An 18006-nucleotide genomic window follows, 5' to 3' on the forward strand; every position below is an offset into this window, starting at 1 on the left:
CCCGGCAGGCGAAAAGCCCTCGTCAGGCCGGGCGGCGGGGCTAGTGTCGGGCCATGACGGCGCACCCAGGCCCCTCTGCACGACCCGCCCATCCCGGCCGGCGAACGACGGGGGCGCCGCCGGTCCTCGTCGTCGTCCTCGTCGTCGCCCTCGTCACCACCCTCACCACCTCCCTCGGCGCGGGGACCGTCGGCGGCGGACAGGCCCACGCCGCTGAGCCGAGCGCCCACGCCGCCACGCCGGACGGCGCACCGCCCATCCGCGGCATGGTCGACGCCCACGCGCACATCGCCGCCTCCCAGGCCTTCGGCGGCGGCCTGCGATGCGGCGAGCCGTTCGCGCCCGGCGGCATCGCCGAGGCCCTGGCCGACTGCCCGACGCACTCCGGCACCGGTCACTTCGCCCTGCTCGAATCCGTGCTCGGCGGAACCGACCTGCCCGGCGGCAACCAAGGGCCCCCGACGTTCGCGCAGTGGCCGTCCCACGACTCCCAACTCCACGAACAGGCCCACTACAGCGGTATAGAACGTGCGTGGCGCGGCGGTCTCCGTGTGCTCAACAACCACCTCGTCGCCAACCGGGTGCTGTGCGAGGCGCTCGTCGCGCTCGGCGTCCCCGCCCGCACCTCGTGCGACGAGATGGCACAACTGCGCCACCAGGTCGACTACCTCGACCGCATGGAGGCGCACATCGACGCCGAGCACGGCGGACCAGGACGGGGCTGGTTCCGGATCGCGCGGTCGCCCGAGGACGTCCGCGCGATCGCCGCCGAGGGCAAGCTCGCCGTGACGCTCGGCGTGGAGGCCTCCGAACCGTTCGGGTGCCGGGTCGTGGACGACGCGCCGAGGTGCACTCCCGAGGACATCGACCGCGGCCTCGACGAGTTCGCCTCCTGGGGCGTGTCCACGGTCTTCCCCGTGCACAAGTTCGACAACGCCCTCGGCGGGGCCCGCATGGACGAAGAGCTCGCCGGGCTCGCGGTGAACATCGGCAACAAGCTCGGCACCCAACGGTTCTGGGAAACCGAGCCGTGCGCCGGCCCCGACGCCGACCACGCCCAGCCGCTCGCCAGCACGCCGGTCGCCGACGGGCTCGCCGCCGCGTCCTCCGGCGCCCCCGCCGGCGCGGCCCTGCCCGTCTACCCCGAACAGCCGCTGTGCAACGTGCGCGGGTTGACGGCGCTGGGCGGGCACGCGATCCGTGGGATGATGGCGCGCGGCATGGTCATCAACATCGACCACATGGGCGTCAAGACCGCCCACCGCGCGCTCGACATGGCCGCCGAGGCGGGATACACCGGCCTCGTCGTGGACCACGCCTGGGCGACGCAGGGCAACACTCGGCGCGTGCACGAGCAGGGCGGATTCGTCGCCGCGTTCGCCTGGCCCGCCGACGAAACCGACAACTTCGAGGTGGGCTTCCTCGAGCAGTGGCGCACCAACACGGCCGGCACGATCCGGCCCGTCGACGGGTACGGCTGGGGCTCGGACGTCAACGGCCTCGCACCGCTGGCCGAACCCCGCCCGAGCGCCGCGTCCGACCCGCTCGTCTACCCGTTCACCGCGCCCAGCGGCGAGGTGATGGACCGCTGGCGGTTCGGCGACCGCGTCTACGACCTCAACCTCGACGGCGTGGCCCAGTACGGCCTGTACGCCGACTGGGCCGCCGACGTGCTCCACCGCGCCGGGCCCGACCGCGCCGAGCTGGAGCGCCAGCTCATGGGCGGCGCAGAGGCGTGGACGGCCAACTGGGAACGGGCTCGCGGCGGCGCCTGAGACCGGGCAGGCGACCCCCGCTGCGTTGCTCCCGCGGTCCCGCCCTCCGGACGACTAACCTGGGGCAATGACCCCGAACCCGGCCCCGCGACGCCAGACCCGACCGCGCCTCGCTGCCGCAGCGGCGATCGGAGCGGCGGTGGCCGTGGTCCTCGCCGCGTGCGGCCTCCCGCTGCCGGATCCGGTGCCCGGGCAGAGCCCCGCCGCGTACTCCGGGCTCGAGGTCTCGGAGGACCGCATCGAGTACGCGATCGGGAAGGTCACCGACATCGTCGAGGAGGAGCTCGAGGCCTCCGGCGTGCCGGGCGCCGCGGTGGCCGTGGTGCACAGCGGCGAGGTCGCGCTGGCCGAGGGCTTCGGGGTCCGCAGCACCGAGACCGGCGAATCGGTCGACGCACGGACGGTCTTCCCCCTGGCCTCGATCTCCAAGCCGGTCAGCGCGACTGTCGTGGCCGCCGAGAGCGCCGGCGGCCGGGTCGGCTGGGACACCCCGGTCCGCGAGTTCCTGCCGTGGTTCGCACTCTCCGACCCCCGCATCTCGGACGTCGTGACGGTGGGCGACATGTTCGCCCACCGCTCGGGGCTGCCCGAGCACGCCGGCGACGACCTCGAGGACCTCGGCTACGAGCGCCCCGCGATCCTGCACGGCCTGCGCCACCTGCCGCTCGAGCCGTTCCGCACCTCGTACGCGTACACCAACTTCGGGCTCACCGCCGGGGCTGAGGCCGTGGCCGCCTCGGCCCGCACCCCGTGGGCCGAGCTGGGCCGCGAGCGCCTCTTCGATCCCCTCGGCATGTCGGACTCCTCGTTCTCGTACGACGAGCTGCTCGATCGCGACAACCGCGCGGTCGGCCATGTACGCGCACCGGCCGCCGAGTCCGGTGAGTCGTCCGGCGAGTGGATCCCCGCGGACCCCGCGCGCGACCCGGACGCCCAGGCCCCGGCGGGGGGCCTGAGTTCGTCGGTGGCCGACATGGCGCGGTGGATGTCCATGGTCCTTGACGACGGCAAGGGGCCCGGTGGTGCCCAGGTGGTCCCCTCCGAGGCACTCCGGCAGGCCCTGACCCCGCAGTCCGTGTCGGCGCCCCCGCGGGACGCGGCGGACCGCACCGGGAGCTATGGCTATGGCTTCAACATCGGCACGAGTTCCTCGGGCCGCGTCCAGTGGAGCCATTCGGGTGCGTTCGCGCTCGGCGCGGGGACGGCGATGCTCATGATGCCGTCCCTCGATCTGGGCATCATCACCCTGACCAACGCCGCGCCGACGGGGATCGCGGAGACGATCAACGCCCGGTTCTCCGACTACGCACAGTACGGCGACCCCTCACTGGAGTGGCGGGAGTTGTACACCGAGCAGTTCGGCCCGCTGCTGGACCCGGTGGGAGATCTGGTCTCCACGCGCCAGCCGTCCGCGCCGGCACCGCCCCGGCCCGCCGAGGAGCTGCTCGGCTTCTACCGCAATGACTACTTCGGGGAGATCGAGGTCCGGCCCACGGTGGCCGACGAGTCCTCGGACACCGAGTCCTCGGACACCGGGTCCTCGGACGCCGGCTCTCCAGGCGCCGGCTCTCCAGGCGCCGGCTCCTCAGGCCCCGAGCTCGCGTTGGCGGTGGGTCCGGGGCCGCTGGTCTGGCCGCTCGAGCACTGGGACGGGGACACGTTCGCCGTGAGCCCGGTGGGCGAGAACTGGCCGCGCGGGTCCCGGGGCAGCGTGACTTTCGAGGGCGACACCGTCACAGTGGAGCTGCTCGACGCCAACGGGTGGGGCACCTTCACGCGCGTCGACGCCGACGAACCCGCCGACTAGCGAGCCGACGCCCGCCGAGCTCGACGCGCACCACGGGCTTCCGCCGCGCCCGCGTGCTTCCCGCCGCGGACCCCGGCCCGCGTGCCGCGTTGATCTGCCCCCACGCGCGCACCAGGGCCGGGACCCGAGCGCTCACCCGCGCCCTGCGCACAGCCCCACGGTGAGCGGTCACACCCGTCCACGTTTTCCCAGGGAGCGAGCCGCTCGGGCCAGCATTTGCGACCACTCGCCGAAACAGGCGGGCGACAGATCGCCGGCAGCGCTAGACGAGGCCCGGTCAGCGGGTCGCGGCGCCCCGTTTCTCCCCGCGGCGCCTTCCCCGCCGGCCGTCCGCTTCCGGTGCCGTGAGGAACGTCGAGAACCACGCCGTCCGCGGGTCGGCGTCCACGAGGAACGCCTTGACCATCAGCGTGAGCGGGACCGCGAGGATCGCACCGAGCGGGCCGGCGACCGCCGACCAGAACACCAACGACAGGAACGTCACGGTGGGCGTGAGCCCGACGGCGTCACCGGTGAATTTGGGCTGGATGAAGCTCTGCATCACGAGGTTGATGGCGCTGTAGATCACCACCACCCAGATGGCATCGCCCGGCCCGCCGGTGAGCAGCGCGAACAGCGCCGGCGGCACCAGGCCCAACACGAAGCCGATGTTCGGGATGTAGTTGGTGACGAAGGCGAGCACGCCCCACACCAGGGCGAGCGGCACTCCGAGAATCCACAGGGCGACCGCGTCCATCACCGCGACGATGAGCCCGAACACCGTGGAGACGATCCAGTACGACTTCACCCCGTCGGTGAACGAGCCCAGGGCGTCGGCCAACCGGGGCCGCTGGCGGGCGATCGCCGCCCGGCGGCGGAAGATGCCGGGGATGTCGAACACGAGGAAGGTCAGCGCGATGATCAGGACGGTGAGCTGACCGCCGGCTGCGGACAGTTGGCCTGCGACGTTCTGGACCGTGCCGATAATGGTCCCCGGGTCCAGGACGCCCTGCAGGCTCGACGCGACCTGGTCCTGGCTCACGCCGAACCCGCCGAGCAGCTCAAGGCTCTGCTCGTAGAGGGCGACGAACTTGTCCTGGTACTGCGGGATCTCCTCCGCAGCGACCCACAACGCCCACACGAGCGAGCCGATCAGGGCGAGGAGCACGACGTACAGGACGAGCAGGACGATGATCGTCCCGCCCCAGCGCGGCACTCCGGACCGTTCGAGGAGCCGCTGCAGTGGCTGCGCCGCGATCACCAGGTTCAGGGCGAGGAACGCGGGCATGAGGATGCTCGAGTGCTCCGAGATCCCCCAGATGACCACGACCGCGGCGGCGAGCGACACGACGGTCACGCCCGCGATGCCCCAGCCCCTGGGCTCCTCGTGAGGTGCTGATGTCGCGGGGCCGTCACCGGTCGTGGTCATGGTCCTCCTCGTGGGCGGCGTCCTGCGCGCCGGACGCCGCCCAGAGTAGCCGGGTCAGTTCCCGGCCAGCGCCACCCGGATCCCGTCGACGTCCACCGCGTCGAGATCCGCGGGATCCCAGGTGGGGTTGCGGTCCTTGTCGATCACCACGGCGCGTACACCCTCGACGAAATCCGGGCGGGCGGTGATCCACGCGCCCAGCGCCAGCTCGTTGTCCAGGCACTCCCGCAGATCCGCGGCCTCGGCGCCGGCACGCAGCAGCTCGATGGTCGCCACGATCGACGTGGGGCAGTGCGAGCGCAGCATGCCGAGCGTCTCCGTGGCCCACTCGTCCTGCTCGCCGGACTCCAGGGCCGCGATCATCTCCTGCGCGGTCCCGCGGGAGAAGACGTCCTCGATCCGCTCGATCCGCGCCTCGACAGCCGACTCCCCCGCTGCGGAGCGCTCGAGACCGAACCTCCGGAGCGCCTCCGGCAGACCATGCGCACCGATGGCGTCGACGAAGGCGTTGCGCTCGTCGTCGTCGATCAGGTCCGTCGCCAGACCGGTGTAGAGGGCGTCGGCGGAGTTCATCCGCACGCCCGTCGTGCCCAGGTAGATCGCCACCGCCAGGCCGCGCGCGCCGCCGCCGCACAGGCGCGGCAGGAAGTGGCTCGCGCCGACGTCGGGGATGAAGCCGATCGCGGTCTCCGGCATCGCCATCATGACCTTCTTGGTGACCACGCGGTGCGAGCCGTTGATCGAGATGCCCAGGCCGCCGCCCATCGCCACGCCGTGGATGACGGCCACCGTCGGCACGCGGTGCGTGTGGTACGCCAGATCCATCTCGTACTCCTCCGAGAAGAACTCCCGGTTGGCCGCGTGATCCCCCGACGCCGCCGCGTCCCGCAGCGCTCGGATGTCACCGCCCGCGCAGAACGCCTTCTCGGACGTGCTGGTGGTGACCACGGCCTCCACACCCGGATCCTGCGCGGCCTCGTCGAGTGCCGTGTGCAGCGCCCTACACATGGGCAGATCCAGCGAGTTCAGGGCCTTGGGGCGGTCCAGGACGATGTGCTGCATCCGGCCTTCGCGCCGGGAGATGACGTATTCACTCATGGCCCCAGTGTGTCAGGCCGCGCGCCGATCGACCCGCAGATACTAGGAACTCCTACCTCAATGCCCCCCACGCCCCGGCGACCTCACCCCTTCAGCAGACGCGCGGCCACGTCGGGGACGTACTTGAACTCCTCGCGCGGCGGGCGCTCGTAACATTTGCGCTCCGGCCTCTCGGGGATCTCCAGCTCCGGCGGCTCGAGCTGCTCCCACGGCACCGTGGACAGCAGGTGCGAGATGACGTTGATCCGCGACCGCTTCTTGTCCTCCGACTCGACGGTGAACCACGGGGCTTCGGGGATGTCGGTGTGGATGAACATCTCGTCCTTCGCCCGGCTGTACTCCTCCCACCGCGTGATGGACTCGAGGTCCATCGGCGAGAGCTTCCAGCGGCGCAGCGGGTCGGAGTGCCGCGAGCGTAAACGGCGCTCCTGCTCCTCGTCGGACACCGAGAACCAGTATTTGCGGAGCATGATCCCGTCCTCGACCAGCAGCCGCTCGAAGATCGGGGCCTGGTGGAGGAACCGGCGGTACTCGTCGGTCGTGCAGAAGCCCATCACCCGCTCGACCCCGGCCCGGTTGTACCAGGACCGGTCGAAGATCACGATCTCCCCGGCCGCCGGCATGTGCTCGATGTAGCGCTGGAAGTACCACTGGGTCCGCTGCACCTCCGTCGGTGCGGGCAGCGCCACCACCCGGGCGTGCCGGGGGTTGAGGTACTGGGTGATGCGCTTGATCGCCGAGCCCTTGCCCGCGGCGTCGCGACCCTCGAACACGACCACCAGCCGGTTGCCGGTCTCGCGCAGCCACGCCTGCATCTCCACCAGCTCGGCCTGCAGCCGCTTCAGCTCGGACTCGTAGGCCTTCTTCGGTAGCTTCTCCAGCCCGCTCGGCAGCCGGTCCTTCTTCTTGGCGCCGCCCTTGCCCGACGACTTCTTGTCGCTCATGGGCACGATCCTACGGGCCCGCGGCCACCGGGCCACCCGATTCACCGAGCCGATCGACGCCGAGAGGTCCCTCGACCGAATCGTGCGACGCGACGTCGGCTTTGTCTTCTAAGGTAAGAAGATGCGGTCCCGTGATTCGATCCTCGAGGCCGCCCGAGAAGTGATCGGGCGGGCCGGCTTCGGCGGCGTCACGATCGCGGCGGTCGCCAAGCAGGCGAATGTCAGCCGCCAGACCATCTACTCCATCTTCGGCTCCCGCGAGGAACTCGTCTCCGAGGCCGTCGCCGAGCGGCTCACCATGATGACCGGCGCCTTCGCGGACCTGTTGAACAACTCGGACTCGCCGCTCGAGCTGATCGTGGGGATCGCGGTGGAGGTCCGCAACCGAATTCTCGGTGACCCGCTCCTGCGCGTGCTCGCGGTGGGCGGGGGCACCGACCCCGTGTCGGACCCGGGCGCGGCCGCCCGCACGCATGAGTACTGCATCGCGCTCCTCGCCCCCGCCGCCGAGCGCTTCCCGGAGCTGGCCGGGAGGCTGGGTTTCGTCACCGATGTCGGCATCCACGTCGGATGGTCGGTCCTGTGTCTCGACTCGCCCGCCGCCCGTTCCGACGACGACCTGCGCGCCTTCCTCAACACCTGGCTCGCGCCGCTGATGCAGACGTTCACGAAGGCGGGGTCGGACAGCGTCGGCCGGGATGGTGCGGCGTGGGGCGCCGGGTCGGGCGGAGCGGGGTCGGGCGGAGCGGGGTCGGGCGAGGCGTGACCGCCGTGCTGGTCCTGTGGGACCTCGACCTCACCCTGCTCGACCCGGCCGGCTTCGGCACCCGCATGATCACACCGACCCTCGCCGACTTCCTGGGTCGCGAGCCCGTACTCGGCGCGTCGTTCGCCGGGCGGACCGACCGCGCGATCCTCACCGACCTGCTCGAGTTGAACGGGATGAGCGGGCACGACGACGAGGTGGTCACCTCCCTGATGGACGCCGTGGCCCGGCGGTGCGAGACCTTCTCCGGCGATCTCCTGGCCGGTGGGGGCGGTCCCCTGCCCGGAGCCCACGAGGCGGTCGCCGCGTTGGCCGCGGACCCGCGGCTGCACCAGGGGATCGTCACGGGCAACATGCGCCGGACCGCGCTGCTCAAACTGCGGCTCTGCGGGTTCGACGGGCTGCCCGACCCCGACCTGGGCGCCTTCGGTGATCACCACGCCGACCGCGCGCACCTCGTGAGGGAGGCGGTCGCCGCGGCCGGGGATCGCGGGCTCGACGTGTCGCCGGCACGCGCGGTGGTCGTGGGCGATCACGTCCACGACGTCCGGGGCGCACTAGACGCGGGAGCCGGCTGCGTGGCGGTCGCGACCGGTCGGGTGACCGCTGACGACCTCGCCGCCGCCGGAGCCCACACCGTCCTGTCGGATCTCACCGACACCGACGACCTCCGGGAGGCGATCCTCTCCGCCGCCGGCTGACCCCTGCTCGAATCCGCCGCCGTTCACCGACCCCTCGCAACACGCTCTTGCTCTTGGTCGTAGTAGTCGATGCGACGGTCGTACTGGTCGTGCTCGGAAGCGCCCCGGAGCACGATGAGTACGACCGAATCGCTGTGCGCCTCGGCCCGCCACCGCTGTGCGCCTCGGCCCGCCGCCGCTGTTCGCCTCGCTCAGCCGGTGCCCCGCCACTTCGGCGTGTCTCACGGCAGGGACAGGCCCCGCGCCAGTGCTGCCTCGATCTGGCGGATCAGCGTGCGCGGGCCCCTCAGCATCTGCGCCGTGACCCGGATGACCTGCCATCCGAGCTCCGCCAGCTCGGCGTTCACCCGAGCGTCGTGCTCCCATGTGGATTTGCGACGATGCACCTTCCCGTCGTAGAAGATCGCGACTCTCGCCTCGGGATACGCGAAGTCAGCCACCGTCACCTTCGCGCCGTACTCGTTATAAATGGTCACCTGCGGGATCGGATCCGGCAGATGTGAGCGGGTGAGGACGAGTCTCAGCCTGGTCTCGCGTGGCGAATCAGCCCGGTGGTCGCAGTCGCTCAGCAGCCCCCGCACGCGTTGCAGCCCGTGCAATCCGCTCAGCTCCGAAGCCAGCGCCCGGACCTCTGAGACGGGCGTTTGCGACCTGTTGCAGACGGCATCGATCTTGGCGATGGCCCTCTCGTCGTCGTCTTCCCACCTCGCGATGTCGATCGCGGTGCGCGCCGGTGTGGTCACCGCGAGTCCGTCCCGAATGGCCAGCTGGTCGGGCGCGATCGGCCTCCTCAGGCGACGCACGCGGATCCCGGAGGGAGGCTTCGGCGTACCCACCGCGTAGATCTCGACCTTGCGCGGGACCGCCTCGGGCGCATACCAGCGTTCGCCGTGCAACAGGGCTGCCGCGAGTCCGCACACAACCGACCCGCCGGGTGCCCACAGCACGGCGCCTCGGACCAGGGTGAGCGGTTCGAGCGGAGCGGACTTCTCGGCGTACACGTCGGGGAACAATCTGCGGTACGAGGAACTGAGTCGGAACTCGGAGACTTCCCGCGCCGCCCTCGCGCGGCTGCCGAGGAACGGTGGCCTGCTGTCGGATGTGCTCACGCGGCCATCTTCGATCGCGGTGGGGTCGGCAATCACTGCTCGGGCGCCGTCTGTGGACGAGGTCGACGACCATCCACAGGCTGATGCCCGCGGACGCCCCGCCGACGGAGATTGGGTCGTAGTGATCGAGGCGAATCCGGGATTCGACCCCGATGAGTACGACCGACTCCGCGACGGTTACGACCAACCTCGGGGGTGGCGGCGCGTCGTCCAGCGGTCCCGTCCGGGCGACGTACGACTCAGCCCTCGAGTTGCTCGCCCAGCTCCATCCACCGCTCCTCGAGCGCGTCCTTCTCCGCGGAGACGTCCTTGAGCTCGCGATCGAGGGCTGCCAGTTTCTCGGTGTCCATGACGCCCTCGGACACCGCCGCCATCGCGCGGTGGAGTTCGGCCTCGCGGGAGTCCAGCTTGCCCATCTGGCGCTCGATCTTTGACATCTCCTTGGTCAGCGCGCGTTCCTCGGCCGAGCTGAGGCCGGAGCCCGCGCCGCCCGCCGAGCCCGCGCCGCCGGGACCGGCCGCCGAGCCCGCGCCGCCCGCCGAACCCGCGCCGCCGGGACCGGTCGCCGGGCCGGAGCCGCCGCCGGAGCCGCCGGAGCCGGACGCCGAACCTGCACCCGATCCGCTGCCGGTGGGCGAGGACACGGAGCCAGCGGACACCTCGCGACCGACCTTGCCCGAGTCCCCCGCCGCCCCGGCGGCGCGACGGCGCTCGAGGTACTCGTCGATCCCCCGCGGCAGGTTGGTCAGCCGGCCGTCGCCGAACAGCGCCCATACGGAGTCACAGATGCGCTCGACGAGGTAGCGGTCGTGGGAGATCACGACCATCGTGCCGGGCCAGCCGTCCAGCAGGTCCTCGAGCTGCCGCAGGGTGTCGATGTCGAGGTCGTTGGTGGGCTCGTCGAGCAGCAGCACGTTGGGCTCGTCCATGAGCACCCGCGTGAGCTGCAGCCGCCGCCGCTCCCCGCCGGACAGGTCACCAACGGGCGTGCGCTGGCGGGCGGGAGAGAAGCCGAGCCGCTCGGCGAGCTGCGACGCGGTGAGCTCGTCCTTGCCGAACGCCACGCGGGTGGCGACGTCCTCGATCGCCTCCAGCACGCGCTGGTCGAGCGGCAGGTCGTCGAGCTCCTGTTTGAGCCAGCCGATGCGAACGGTCTTGCCCTCCTTGCGCCGGCCGGCCGCCAGCGGAGCCGCCCCCGCGAGGGCGCGCAGCAGAGTGGTCTTGCCGGAGCCGTTGACGCCGACCAGGCCGATGCGCTCGCCGGGCGCGAGCCGCCAGGTGAGGTCGTCGACGAGGGTGCGCCCGTCGGGGGCGTCGAGGCGCGCGTCCTCGAGCTCCACCACGACCTTGCCCAGCCGCCGCGCCGCGAAGCTCGACAGCTGTAGGGAGTCGCGCGGCGGCGGCACGTCCTTGATGAGCGCCTCGGCGGCCTCGATGCGGTAGCGGGGCTTGGAGGTGCGGGCGGGGGCGCCGCGGCGCAGCCAGGCGAGCTCCTTGCGCATGAGGTTCTGCCGCCGCGACTCGGTGGCGGCGGCCTGCCGGTCGCGCTCGGCGCGCGCGAAGACCCAGTCGTTGTAGCCGCCCTCGTACTGCTCGACGCGGCCGTCGACGACCTCCCAGGTGCGGGTGGCCACCGTGTCGAGGAACCACCGGTCGTGGGTGACGACGACGAGCGCGCTCGATCGCCCGACGAGGTGGTCCGCGAGCCACTGGACGCCCTCGACGTCGAGATGGTTGGTCGGCTCGTCGAGGACCAGCAGGTCTAGGTCCTGCACGAGGGCCGCGGCCAGCGACACCCGCCGTCGCTCGCCGCCCGACAGGTCCGCGACGGGGGTCTCGAGCCCCAGGTCGTGGATGCCGATGCCGTCGAGGACCGCGCGGACGCGGGCGTCCCCCGCCCACTCGTGGACGGCCAGCCCGAGCCCGCCGACGACGGCCTCCCCCACCGTGTCGGCGGCGAGTTCGGTGCGCTGCGTGACCACGGCCATCCGCAGGCCGGAGACGCGGGAGACGCGCCCGGAGTCCGGTTCGGCGACGCCGGTGAGGATCTCCAGGAGGGTGGTCTTGCCGCCGCCGTTGAGGCCGACGACGCCGATGCGGTCGCCGGCGTTGACGCCCAGGGAGACGTTGTCGAGAACCTGGCGGATGCCGAAGGAGATCGATCCCTGCTCGAGGTTGATGAGGTTGGTGGGGGCCATCTCTACTTTCCTGTGGAGTCGACGCCGGGGCCGGTGACGCCGGACGGGTCGTCGCTGATGATGTGGGCGCCGCCGACCGGGCCGCGGGTGACGCGCACCTCGCGGGCGACGCCGGACTCGCTGATCTCCGCGGCCACGGCGATCGCGTGGTCGCGGTCGGAGCAGAAGAACAGGCAGGTGGGGCCGGAGCCGGAGACCATGCCGTGCAGGGCGCCGGCCTCCTGCCCGGTGCGCAGCGTCTTGCGCAGGGCGGGCCGCAGCGAGAGTGCGGCGGGCTCCAGGTCGTTGGCCAGCAGGGCGGCGACGGCTGCGGGGTCGTCGCCGGCGAGGGCCTCGACGAGCGGCTCGACGCCGCCCGCACGCGGCACGGACCGCTCCGCGCGGAGCCGGTCGAGCTCGGCGAACACCGTCGGGGTGGACAGTCCGCCGTGGGCGAGTGCCACCACGACGTGCTGCTCGGCGCGCGCGTGCAGCAGCGTCGCGAGCTTCTCGCCGCGCCCGGTGCCCAGCGCGGTGCCGCCGCGCACACAGAACGGCACGTCACTGCCCAGCCGCGCGGCCCGCTCCTCCAGCGCCGCCCGGCCGAGTCCCAGACCGAGCAGCCGGTCCGTGGCCACCAGGGCGGCCGCGGCGTCCGCGCTGCCGCCGGCCATCCCGCCGGCCACGGGGACCCCCTTGTGTATCCGGATGGCGATCCGGGCGTCCGACCCCGCCTCCTCGCGGAGCAGATCGACCGCCCGGGCGGCGAGATTGGTCCGGTCCGTGGGCACCTGCGGGGCCCCCGGCCCGGTGACGGTGATCTCGTCGTCGTCGCCAGACCCGGCGGCGCCGCCGGCGAACGACACGGTGACGCGCTCCCACATGTCCACGGCGCGATAGACGGTGAGCAGGTCGTGGAAGCCGTCTGGGCGGGCGTCGCCGACGCCCAGGTGGAGGTTGATCTTGGCGGGGGCGACGGCCGTCACGGCGCGCGCGCCGTCGGGGGTGAACACGTCGCGGGGCATGACCACCAGCCTACGGCTCGCGGTGCCCCGGCCCGATCCCGAGCCGCGCCGCCGCCTCCGCGACGCGCACGAAGTCGGCGGTGGTGAGCTGCTCGCCGCGGGCGCGCGGGTCGACCCCGGCCTCGGTGAGGGCGAGTTCGGCGTCCGCGCCGGAGCCCGCCCAGCCGGACAGCGCGGCGCGCAGGGTCTTGCGCCGCTGCGCGAACGCGGCGTCGACCACGGCGAACACCCGCCGGCGGTGCTCGGCGCCCAGGTCCCACGGCGCCTCGGGGTACGCGTCGATGCGCACGAGGCCGGACTCGACGTTGGGCACGGGCCAGAAGACGTTGCGGCCCACCACCCCGGTGCGGCGGACGGTGCCGAAGAACCCTGCCTTGACGCTGGGCACCCCGTACACGCGGGAGCCGGGCGCGGCGGCCAGGCGGTCGGCCACCTCGAGCTGCACCATGACGAGCGCCGTGCGCAGGGTGGGCACCTCGGCGAGCAGGTGCAGGAGCACGGGCACCGACACGTTGTACGGCAGGTTCGCCACGAGCGCGGTGGGCGACGGCTCGCCCAGGTCGGCGGCGGACACGGCCAGGGCGTCGGCGCCCACGACGGTGAGCAGCTCGGCCAGCCGCGGCGCCCGCTCGGCGACCGTGCGCGGCAGCCGCGCGGCGAGGACCGGATCGATCTCCACGGCCACCACGCGTCCGGCGGCGTCGAGCAGCGGCAGGGTCAGCGACCCGAGACCGGGGCCGACCTCGATCACGGTGTCGTCGCGGCCCACACCGGACGCGGTGACGATCTTGCGGACCGTGTTGGCGTCGTGAACGAAGTTCTGTCCGAGGGTCTTGGTGGGCTTGATGCCCAGTTCCCCGGCGAGCGCGCGCACCTCCTGCGGGCCGAGTGGGTCGGCCTGCCCGCGGAAGGTCGCGTCCGGGCCGGTCAGCGCAGGCCCAGCTTGGAGGTGCAGGCGGGCCAGGCCCCCCAGCCCTGCGAGGCCCGGACCTTCTCGGCGATCGCGATCTGCTGCTCGCGCGTGGCGAGATGCGCGCTGGGCGCGTACTGGCCGCCACCGTGGCCGGTCCAGGTGCCGGCGGCGAACTGCAGCCCGCCGGAGTACCCGTTGCCGGTGTTGATGCTCCAGTTCCCGCCCGACTCGCACTGGGCGATCGAGTCCCACACGCCGCCGTTCGAGACGGCCGGCGCGGAGGGCTTCGGCTTGGTGCCCACGCGGATGACGGCGGGGCGGGCCTCGGTGAGGACCTTCTCCGCGCCGCGGGCGCGCTCGGTCTCGACGCCGTTGACGCGGGTGATCGTGTAGACGACCTCGCGCTCGCCGGGAGCACCGGGATCGACGACCGTGCGCTCGCCCTCTGTGGCCTCGGGGTCCTCGGTGGTCTGTTCGGGGGCCTTGAACTGCTCGACCGCGGTCTCCTCGGCGACGGCCACGCGGGTGATGGTGACCTCGGTGCCGGGCTCGACGGGGGCGTCCGGGGCCGGGGTGACAGTGTCCAGCGGGCCGAGGGTGATGCCGGCGCGCTCGAGGAACTGCCCGACCGTCTCACCGGGTGAGGCCATCGGCGTGGCCGGGCCGCCGTGGTCGGACAGGAGCAGCTCGCGCGGGGTCACCACCGAGACGGTCGCGCCGTCGAGCGGGACGTCGGTGTCGATACGCGGGGTGACGTAGCTGCGCGGCGGGATATCGCCGCGCTCGGCGACGAGGTCGGCCACGGTGGTGGCGGTGGTCCACACCTGCTCGCCGCGGCCGTCGACCTCGAGGGTGACGGGGCGAGCGCGCAGGAGGGTGACCGTGTCCCCGTTGCCGAGCCGGTCGTGGGGCGCGATCACGACGTCGCGCTCGTCGACGCTGTAGCCGGCCTCGGCGAGGGCGGCGTGGACGTCGGAGGTGAAGGTGACGAGCTCGACGGGCGAGCCGTCGACCTCGAGGGTGTAGGTGGTGTGCTGTTCCAGCGCCGCGACGCCACCCACGACGAGGGTGGTGAGCATCCCGGCCACGGACAGCCGCAGCATGGTGGAGCGGGATCCGTGGAGGCGGTGAATGGGGTCGAGCAGGCCCCGCGTCCCGTCGGGTCGGGCGCCCGTGGGGGTGCCGGTCCGTGCGTCGTCAGCCACTGGTCGTTCTCTCCTCGTATCGCGCGTGAACGACCGTACGGCCGTCCGCGTTTCATCACGGTAGCGTAACGAGGCGGTGGAGCGTCGGCAACGCGCCACCCCCTGACGTGCATTGATGTGACGACGACGACAAGGTGTTCAGGTCACGTTTCGTTACACAATCCCCGCGAGTCCCGTTCGTACCTCGAGTCACACGGGCCCCTCCCGGCAGCCCCTCCCACCTAACCCCGCAGGGCAGGCCCTCCCGGCAGCCCCCTCGAGATCCGCTACCCGGACTCGACAACCGCTACCCCTGTAGGACTAGCGGATCCCGGCGGAGGGTAGCGGATTCGAAAAGGGGGTCAGACGGTGAGGCCGAACACGGCGCGGGCGGTGTCGGCGACCTCGGCGACCAGGTCCTCCGGCGACTGCCCGCGGACCTCCGCGATCGCCCGGACGGTGTATCCCACCAGACCCGGCTCGTTGCGAGCCCCCCGGAACGGCTCCGGGGCCATGTAGGGGGCGTCGGTCTCCACGAGCAGCTGTCCGGGGGGCGCCAGGCGGGCGGCCTCGCGCAGGTGCTCGTTGGCCTTGAACGTCACGTTGCCCGTGAAGGACAGCACGTACCCGCGCGCCAACGCCTCCTCCGCGACGTCCAGCGGCGAGGAGAAGCAATGGAGCATGACGTGCGGGATGCCGGAGTCGGGGCCGGCGACCTCGCCCAGGACGTGCATGAGGTCGGCGTCGGCCTCGCGGTTATGGATCATCAGGCACTTGCCCAGCTCGGCGGCCAGCCCGGCGTGCCAGCGCAGGGACTCCTCCTGCTCGGCCGGGTCCGCGCAGTCGTCCATCTTTCCCACCCAGTAGTGGTCGAGGCCGGTCTCTCCCACCGCCACGACGCGGGGGTGGGCGGCGAGCTCGCGCAGGCGCTCGCGCACCTGCTCGCCGTGCTCGGGATCGGTGGCCTCGCGGGCGCGGGTGGGGTGCACGGCGACCGCGGCGTAGACCCGCTCGTCGGCCTCGGCGGCGGCGACCGCCGCCTCGGACTCGGCGAGGTCGTCGCCGACGGTCACCATGGCGGCCACGCCGGCGAGCGCGGCCCTGTCGGCGGCCGCGCGCACCTCGTCGGCGGTGCGGTGCCCGCAGGAGTACAGGTGCGTGTGCGCGTCGACGAGCCCGGGCAGCCGCTCGGGCAGGACAGGGGTCGGGCGGGACTTGCGCTTACCCATGGCGGGCGCTCAGCCCTCCCCACCGTCGGTCGGATGCTGGATGGGCGCCCAGGTCGGCCCGGTCTCGGCCAGCTCGGGATCGACCTTCGCGAAAAGCGGGCTCGGCTTGGCCAGCGGCGTGCCGGGGGCGATCGCGGTGCGTCCCCAGCGGGCCTGCTCGGCGGCGTAGTCCCCCATGATCACCGGGTACGTGCGTCCGGCGGCGGGCAGGCCCTCGCCGACGAGCTCGACCGGCATGTCGTCGGTGACCTCGTGGACCTGCGGCGCGGCGGCCCACACGCCCTGCCCACCGATCGCGCCGTGGATCTGCTGCGCGGCGGACGGCAGGTACGGGGTGAGGAGTGTGTTGGCGTCGGAGACCACCTGCAGCGCGGTGTGCAGGACGGTGCCCAGGCGCTCACGCTGCTCGGGCTCCTTGGCCAGCTTCCACGGCTCGGTGGCGGCGATGTAGCGGTTGGCCGCGCCCACGATCCGCATGGCCTCGGTGACGCCGGCCTTGAACCGGGAGCGCTCGAGGTGCGCGCCGACGGTGGCGAACGCGGACTCGGCGTCGCGCAGCAGCTCGGCGTCGAGGTCGGTGAGGGTGCCCGGCCGCGGGATCTCGCCGAAGTTCTTGTGCGCCATGGACACGGTGCGGTTGACGAGGTTGCCCCAGCCGCCCACGAGCTCGGCGTTGGTGCGGCGCACGTACTCGTCCCAGGTGAAGTCGGTGTCCTGGTTCTCCGGCCCCGCCACGGCGATGAAGTAGCGCAGCGCGTCGGGGCCGAACTCGGCCAGGAAGTCCCGGACGTAGATCACGACGCCGCGCGAGGACGAGAACTTGGACCCGGACATCGTGAGGAACTCGCTCGAGACCACCTCGGTGGGAAGGTTGAGCGCACCCAGCGCCCCCGGCTCACCGCCGCGGGAGCCCCGGCCGTCGTAGCCGATGAGCTCGGCCGGCCAGATCTGGGAGTGGAACGTGATGTTGTCCTTGCCCATGAAGTAGTGGGACACGGCCTCGGGGTCGGTCCACCAGCGGCGCCACGCCTCGGGCTCACCGGCGCGCCACGCCCATTCGATGGACGCGGACAGGTACCCCACCACGGCGTCGAACCAGACGTAGAGCTTCTTGTCGCCGCGGTCGGACCAGCCGTCCACGGGGATGGGGATGCCCCAGTCGATGTCGCGGCTCATAGCGCGGGGGCGCAGGTCCTCCAGCAGGTTGAGGGAGAACTTGAGGACATTGGGCCGCCACTCCTCGCGCCCTTTGAGCCAGTCCCCCAGCGAGTCGGCCAGCGCCGGCAGGTCGAGGAACCAGTGTTCGGTCTCGATGAACTTCGGAGTCTCTCCGTTGATGCGCGAGCGTGGGTTCTTCAGGTCCGCCGGGTCGAGCTGGTTGCCGCAGTTGTCGCACTGGTCGCCGCGTGCGCCGTCGTCGCCGCAGATGGGGCAGGTGCCCTCGATGTAGCGGTCCGGCAGGGTGCGCCCCGTCGACGGGCTCACCGCGCCAGTGGTGGTCTTGGCGACCATGTAGCCGTTGCGGTGCAGCCCGCGGAACAGCTCCTGCACCACCGCGTAGTGGTTACGCGTGGTGGTGCGGGTGAACAGGTCGTAGCTCAGGCCGAGCCCGGCCAGGTCGTCGACGATCACGCGGTTGTAGCGGTCGGCGAGTTCCTGGACGGGCACGCCCTCCTTCTCGGCCTGCACGAGCAACGGGGTGCCGTGCTCGTCGGTGCCGGAGACCATGAGCACGTCGTTGCCGGCCATGCGCTGGTAGCGCGAGAAGACGTCCGACGGCACCCCGAACCCCGAGACGTGTCCGATGTGTCGGGGGCCGTTCGCGTACGGCCATGCGACCGCGGTGAGGACTGTCTTCGCCATACCTACA

The 18006-nt window shown here is 72.2% G+C and carries 14 protein-coding genes; 4 read left to right on the forward strand and 10 right to left on the reverse strand.

Features of this window, described 5'->3' with window-relative positions:
• Positions 1–53: 53 nt before the first annotated feature.
• Positions 54–1775, forward strand: coding sequence for a hypothetical protein (locus C3V38_RS00915; RefSeq protein ID WP_232302973.1), 1722 nt, complete (start codon positions 54–56; stop codon positions 1773–1775).
• Between the two features lie 67 nt (positions 1776–1842).
• Positions 1843–3582 (forward strand): serine hydrolase, encoded by a 1740-nt coding sequence (locus tag C3V38_RS00920; protein WP_061229848.1) that lies wholly within the window; start codon positions 1843–1845, stop codon positions 3580–3582.
• Positions 3583–3859: 277 nt separating this feature from the next.
• Here the strand turns inward: C3V38_RS00920 and C3V38_RS00925 are convergent, their stop codons facing one another.
• The 3 genes from C3V38_RS00925 to ppk2 all read right to left on the reverse strand — a co-directional run bounded on the left by C3V38_RS00925 (position 3860) and on the right by ppk2 (position 7032).
• Positions 3860–4990, reverse strand: a complete 1131-nt coding sequence (locus C3V38_RS00925; protein WP_061229849.1) for an AI-2E family transporter — start codon at positions 4988–4990, stop codon at positions 3860–3862.
• 54 nt (positions 4991–5044) lie between these two features.
• Complete coding sequence (locus C3V38_RS00930) at positions 5045–6088, reverse strand: enoyl-CoA hydratase/isomerase family protein (protein ID WP_061229850.1); 1044 nt, start codon at positions 6086–6088, stop codon at positions 5045–5047.
• Positions 6089–6171: 83 nt separating this feature from the next.
• The gene (gene ppk2 / locus C3V38_RS00935; protein ID WP_061229851.1) at positions 6172–7032 is read right to left on the reverse strand and encodes a polyphosphate kinase 2; all 861 of its coding nucleotides are present in this window, start codon (positions 7030–7032) and stop codon (positions 6172–6174) included.
• A gap of 121 nt (positions 7033–7153) precedes the next feature.
• On the opposite strand from ppk2, the gene C3V38_RS00940 reads away from it, so the two are divergent.
• Positions 7154–7798, forward strand: coding sequence for a TetR/AcrR family transcriptional regulator (locus C3V38_RS00940; RefSeq protein ID WP_061229852.1), 645 nt, complete (start codon positions 7154–7156; stop codon positions 7796–7798).
• Complete coding sequence (locus tag C3V38_RS00945; RefSeq protein ID WP_070720761.1) at positions 7795–8499, forward strand: HAD family hydrolase; 705 nt, start codon at positions 7795–7797, stop codon at positions 8497–8499. The genes C3V38_RS00940 and C3V38_RS00945 overlap by 4 nt, the downstream gene beginning before the upstream one ends.
• A 221-nt stretch (positions 8500–8720) precedes the next feature.
• Here the strand turns inward: C3V38_RS00945 and C3V38_RS00950 are convergent, their stop codons facing one another.
• The 7 genes from C3V38_RS00950 to metG form a co-directional block, all read right to left on the reverse strand.
• Positions 8721–9500 carry an endonuclease domain-containing protein gene (locus C3V38_RS00950; protein ID WP_165001052.1) on the reverse strand — a complete coding sequence of 260 codons (780 nt, stop codon included), beginning with the start codon at positions 9498–9500 and terminating at the stop codon, positions 8721–8723.
• Between the two features lie 347 nt (positions 9501–9847).
• Positions 9848–11806, reverse strand: a complete 1959-nt coding sequence (locus tag C3V38_RS00955) for an ABC-F family ATP-binding cassette domain-containing protein (protein ID WP_106384912.1) — start codon at positions 11804–11806, stop codon at positions 9848–9850.
• Positions 11807–11808: 2 nt separating this feature from the next.
• Positions 11809–12810, reverse strand: a complete 1002-nt coding sequence (locus C3V38_RS00960; protein WP_106386310.1) for a 4-(cytidine 5'-diphospho)-2-C-methyl-D-erythritol kinase — start codon at positions 12808–12810, stop codon at positions 11809–11811.
• A gap of 10 nt (positions 12811–12820) precedes the next feature.
• Entirely contained in the window at positions 12821–13741 is a 921-nt protein-coding gene (rsmA, locus tag C3V38_RS00965) for a 16S rRNA (adenine(1518)-N(6)/adenine(1519)-N(6))-dimethyltransferase RsmA (protein ID WP_061229792.1), read from the reverse strand.
• A complete protein-coding gene (locus C3V38_RS18160) occupies positions 13738–14928 on the reverse strand; it encodes a resuscitation-promoting factor (RefSeq protein WP_106384913.1) in 1191 nt (396 codons plus the stop codon). Before C3V38_RS18160 ends, rsmA begins: the two co-directional genes overlap by 4 nt.
• Before the next feature lie 341 nt (positions 14929–15269).
• Positions 15270–16136 carry a TatD family hydrolase gene (locus C3V38_RS00975; protein ID WP_061229785.1) on the reverse strand — a complete coding sequence of 289 codons (867 nt, stop codon included), beginning with the start codon at positions 16134–16136 and terminating at the stop codon, positions 15270–15272.
• A gap of 9 nt (positions 16137–16145) precedes the next feature.
• A complete protein-coding gene (gene metG, locus C3V38_RS00980; protein ID WP_106384914.1) occupies positions 16146–17999 on the reverse strand; it encodes a methionine--tRNA ligase in 1854 nt (617 codons plus the stop codon).
• Positions 18000–18006: the final 7 nt, after the last annotated feature.

The sequence above is a fragment of the Dietzia sp. oral taxon 368 genome (assembly GCF_002999155.1).
GTDB lineage: Bacteria > Actinomycetota > Actinomycetes > Mycobacteriales > Mycobacteriaceae > Dietzia > Dietzia cinnamea.

Excerpts from the sequence above, each read along its gene's own strand:
- C3V38_RS00930 (WP_061229850.1), bottom strand. The coding sequence starts at position 6,088 with ATGAGTGAATACGTCATCTCCCGGCGCGAAGGCCGGATGCAGCACATC.
- C3V38_RS00960 (WP_106386310.1), bottom strand. The coding sequence starts at position 12,810 with ATGCCCCGCGACGTGTTCACCCCCGACGGCGCGCGCGCCGTGACGGCC.
- metG (WP_106384914.1), bottom strand. The coding sequence starts at position 17,999 with ATGGCGAAGACAGTCCTCACCGCGGTCGCATGGCCGTACGCGAACGGC.
- C3V38_RS00925 (WP_061229849.1), bottom strand. The coding sequence starts at position 4,990 with ATGACCACGACCGGTGACGGCCCCGCGACATCAGCACCTCACGAGGAG.
- ppk2 (WP_061229851.1), bottom strand. The coding sequence starts at position 7,032 with ATGAGCGACAAGAAGTCGTCGGGCAAGGGCGGCGCCAAGAAGAAGGAC.
- C3V38_RS00920 (WP_061229848.1), top strand. The coding sequence starts at position 1,843 with ATGACCCCGAACCCGGCCCCGCGACGCCAGACCCGACCGCGCCTCGCT.
- C3V38_RS00940 (WP_061229852.1), top strand. The coding sequence starts at position 7,154 with ATGCGGTCCCGTGATTCGATCCTCGAGGCCGCCCGAGAAGTGATCGGG.
- C3V38_RS00975 (WP_061229785.1), bottom strand. The coding sequence starts at position 16,136 with ATGGGTAAGCGCAAGTCCCGCCCGACCCCTGTCCTGCCCGAGCGGCTG.
- C3V38_RS00915 (WP_232302973.1), top strand. The coding sequence starts at position 54 with ATGACGGCGCACCCAGGCCCCTCTGCACGACCCGCCCATCCCGGCCGG.
- C3V38_RS00955 (WP_106384912.1), bottom strand. The coding sequence starts at position 11,806 with ATGGCCCCCACCAACCTCATCAACCTCGAGCAGGGATCGATCTCCTTC.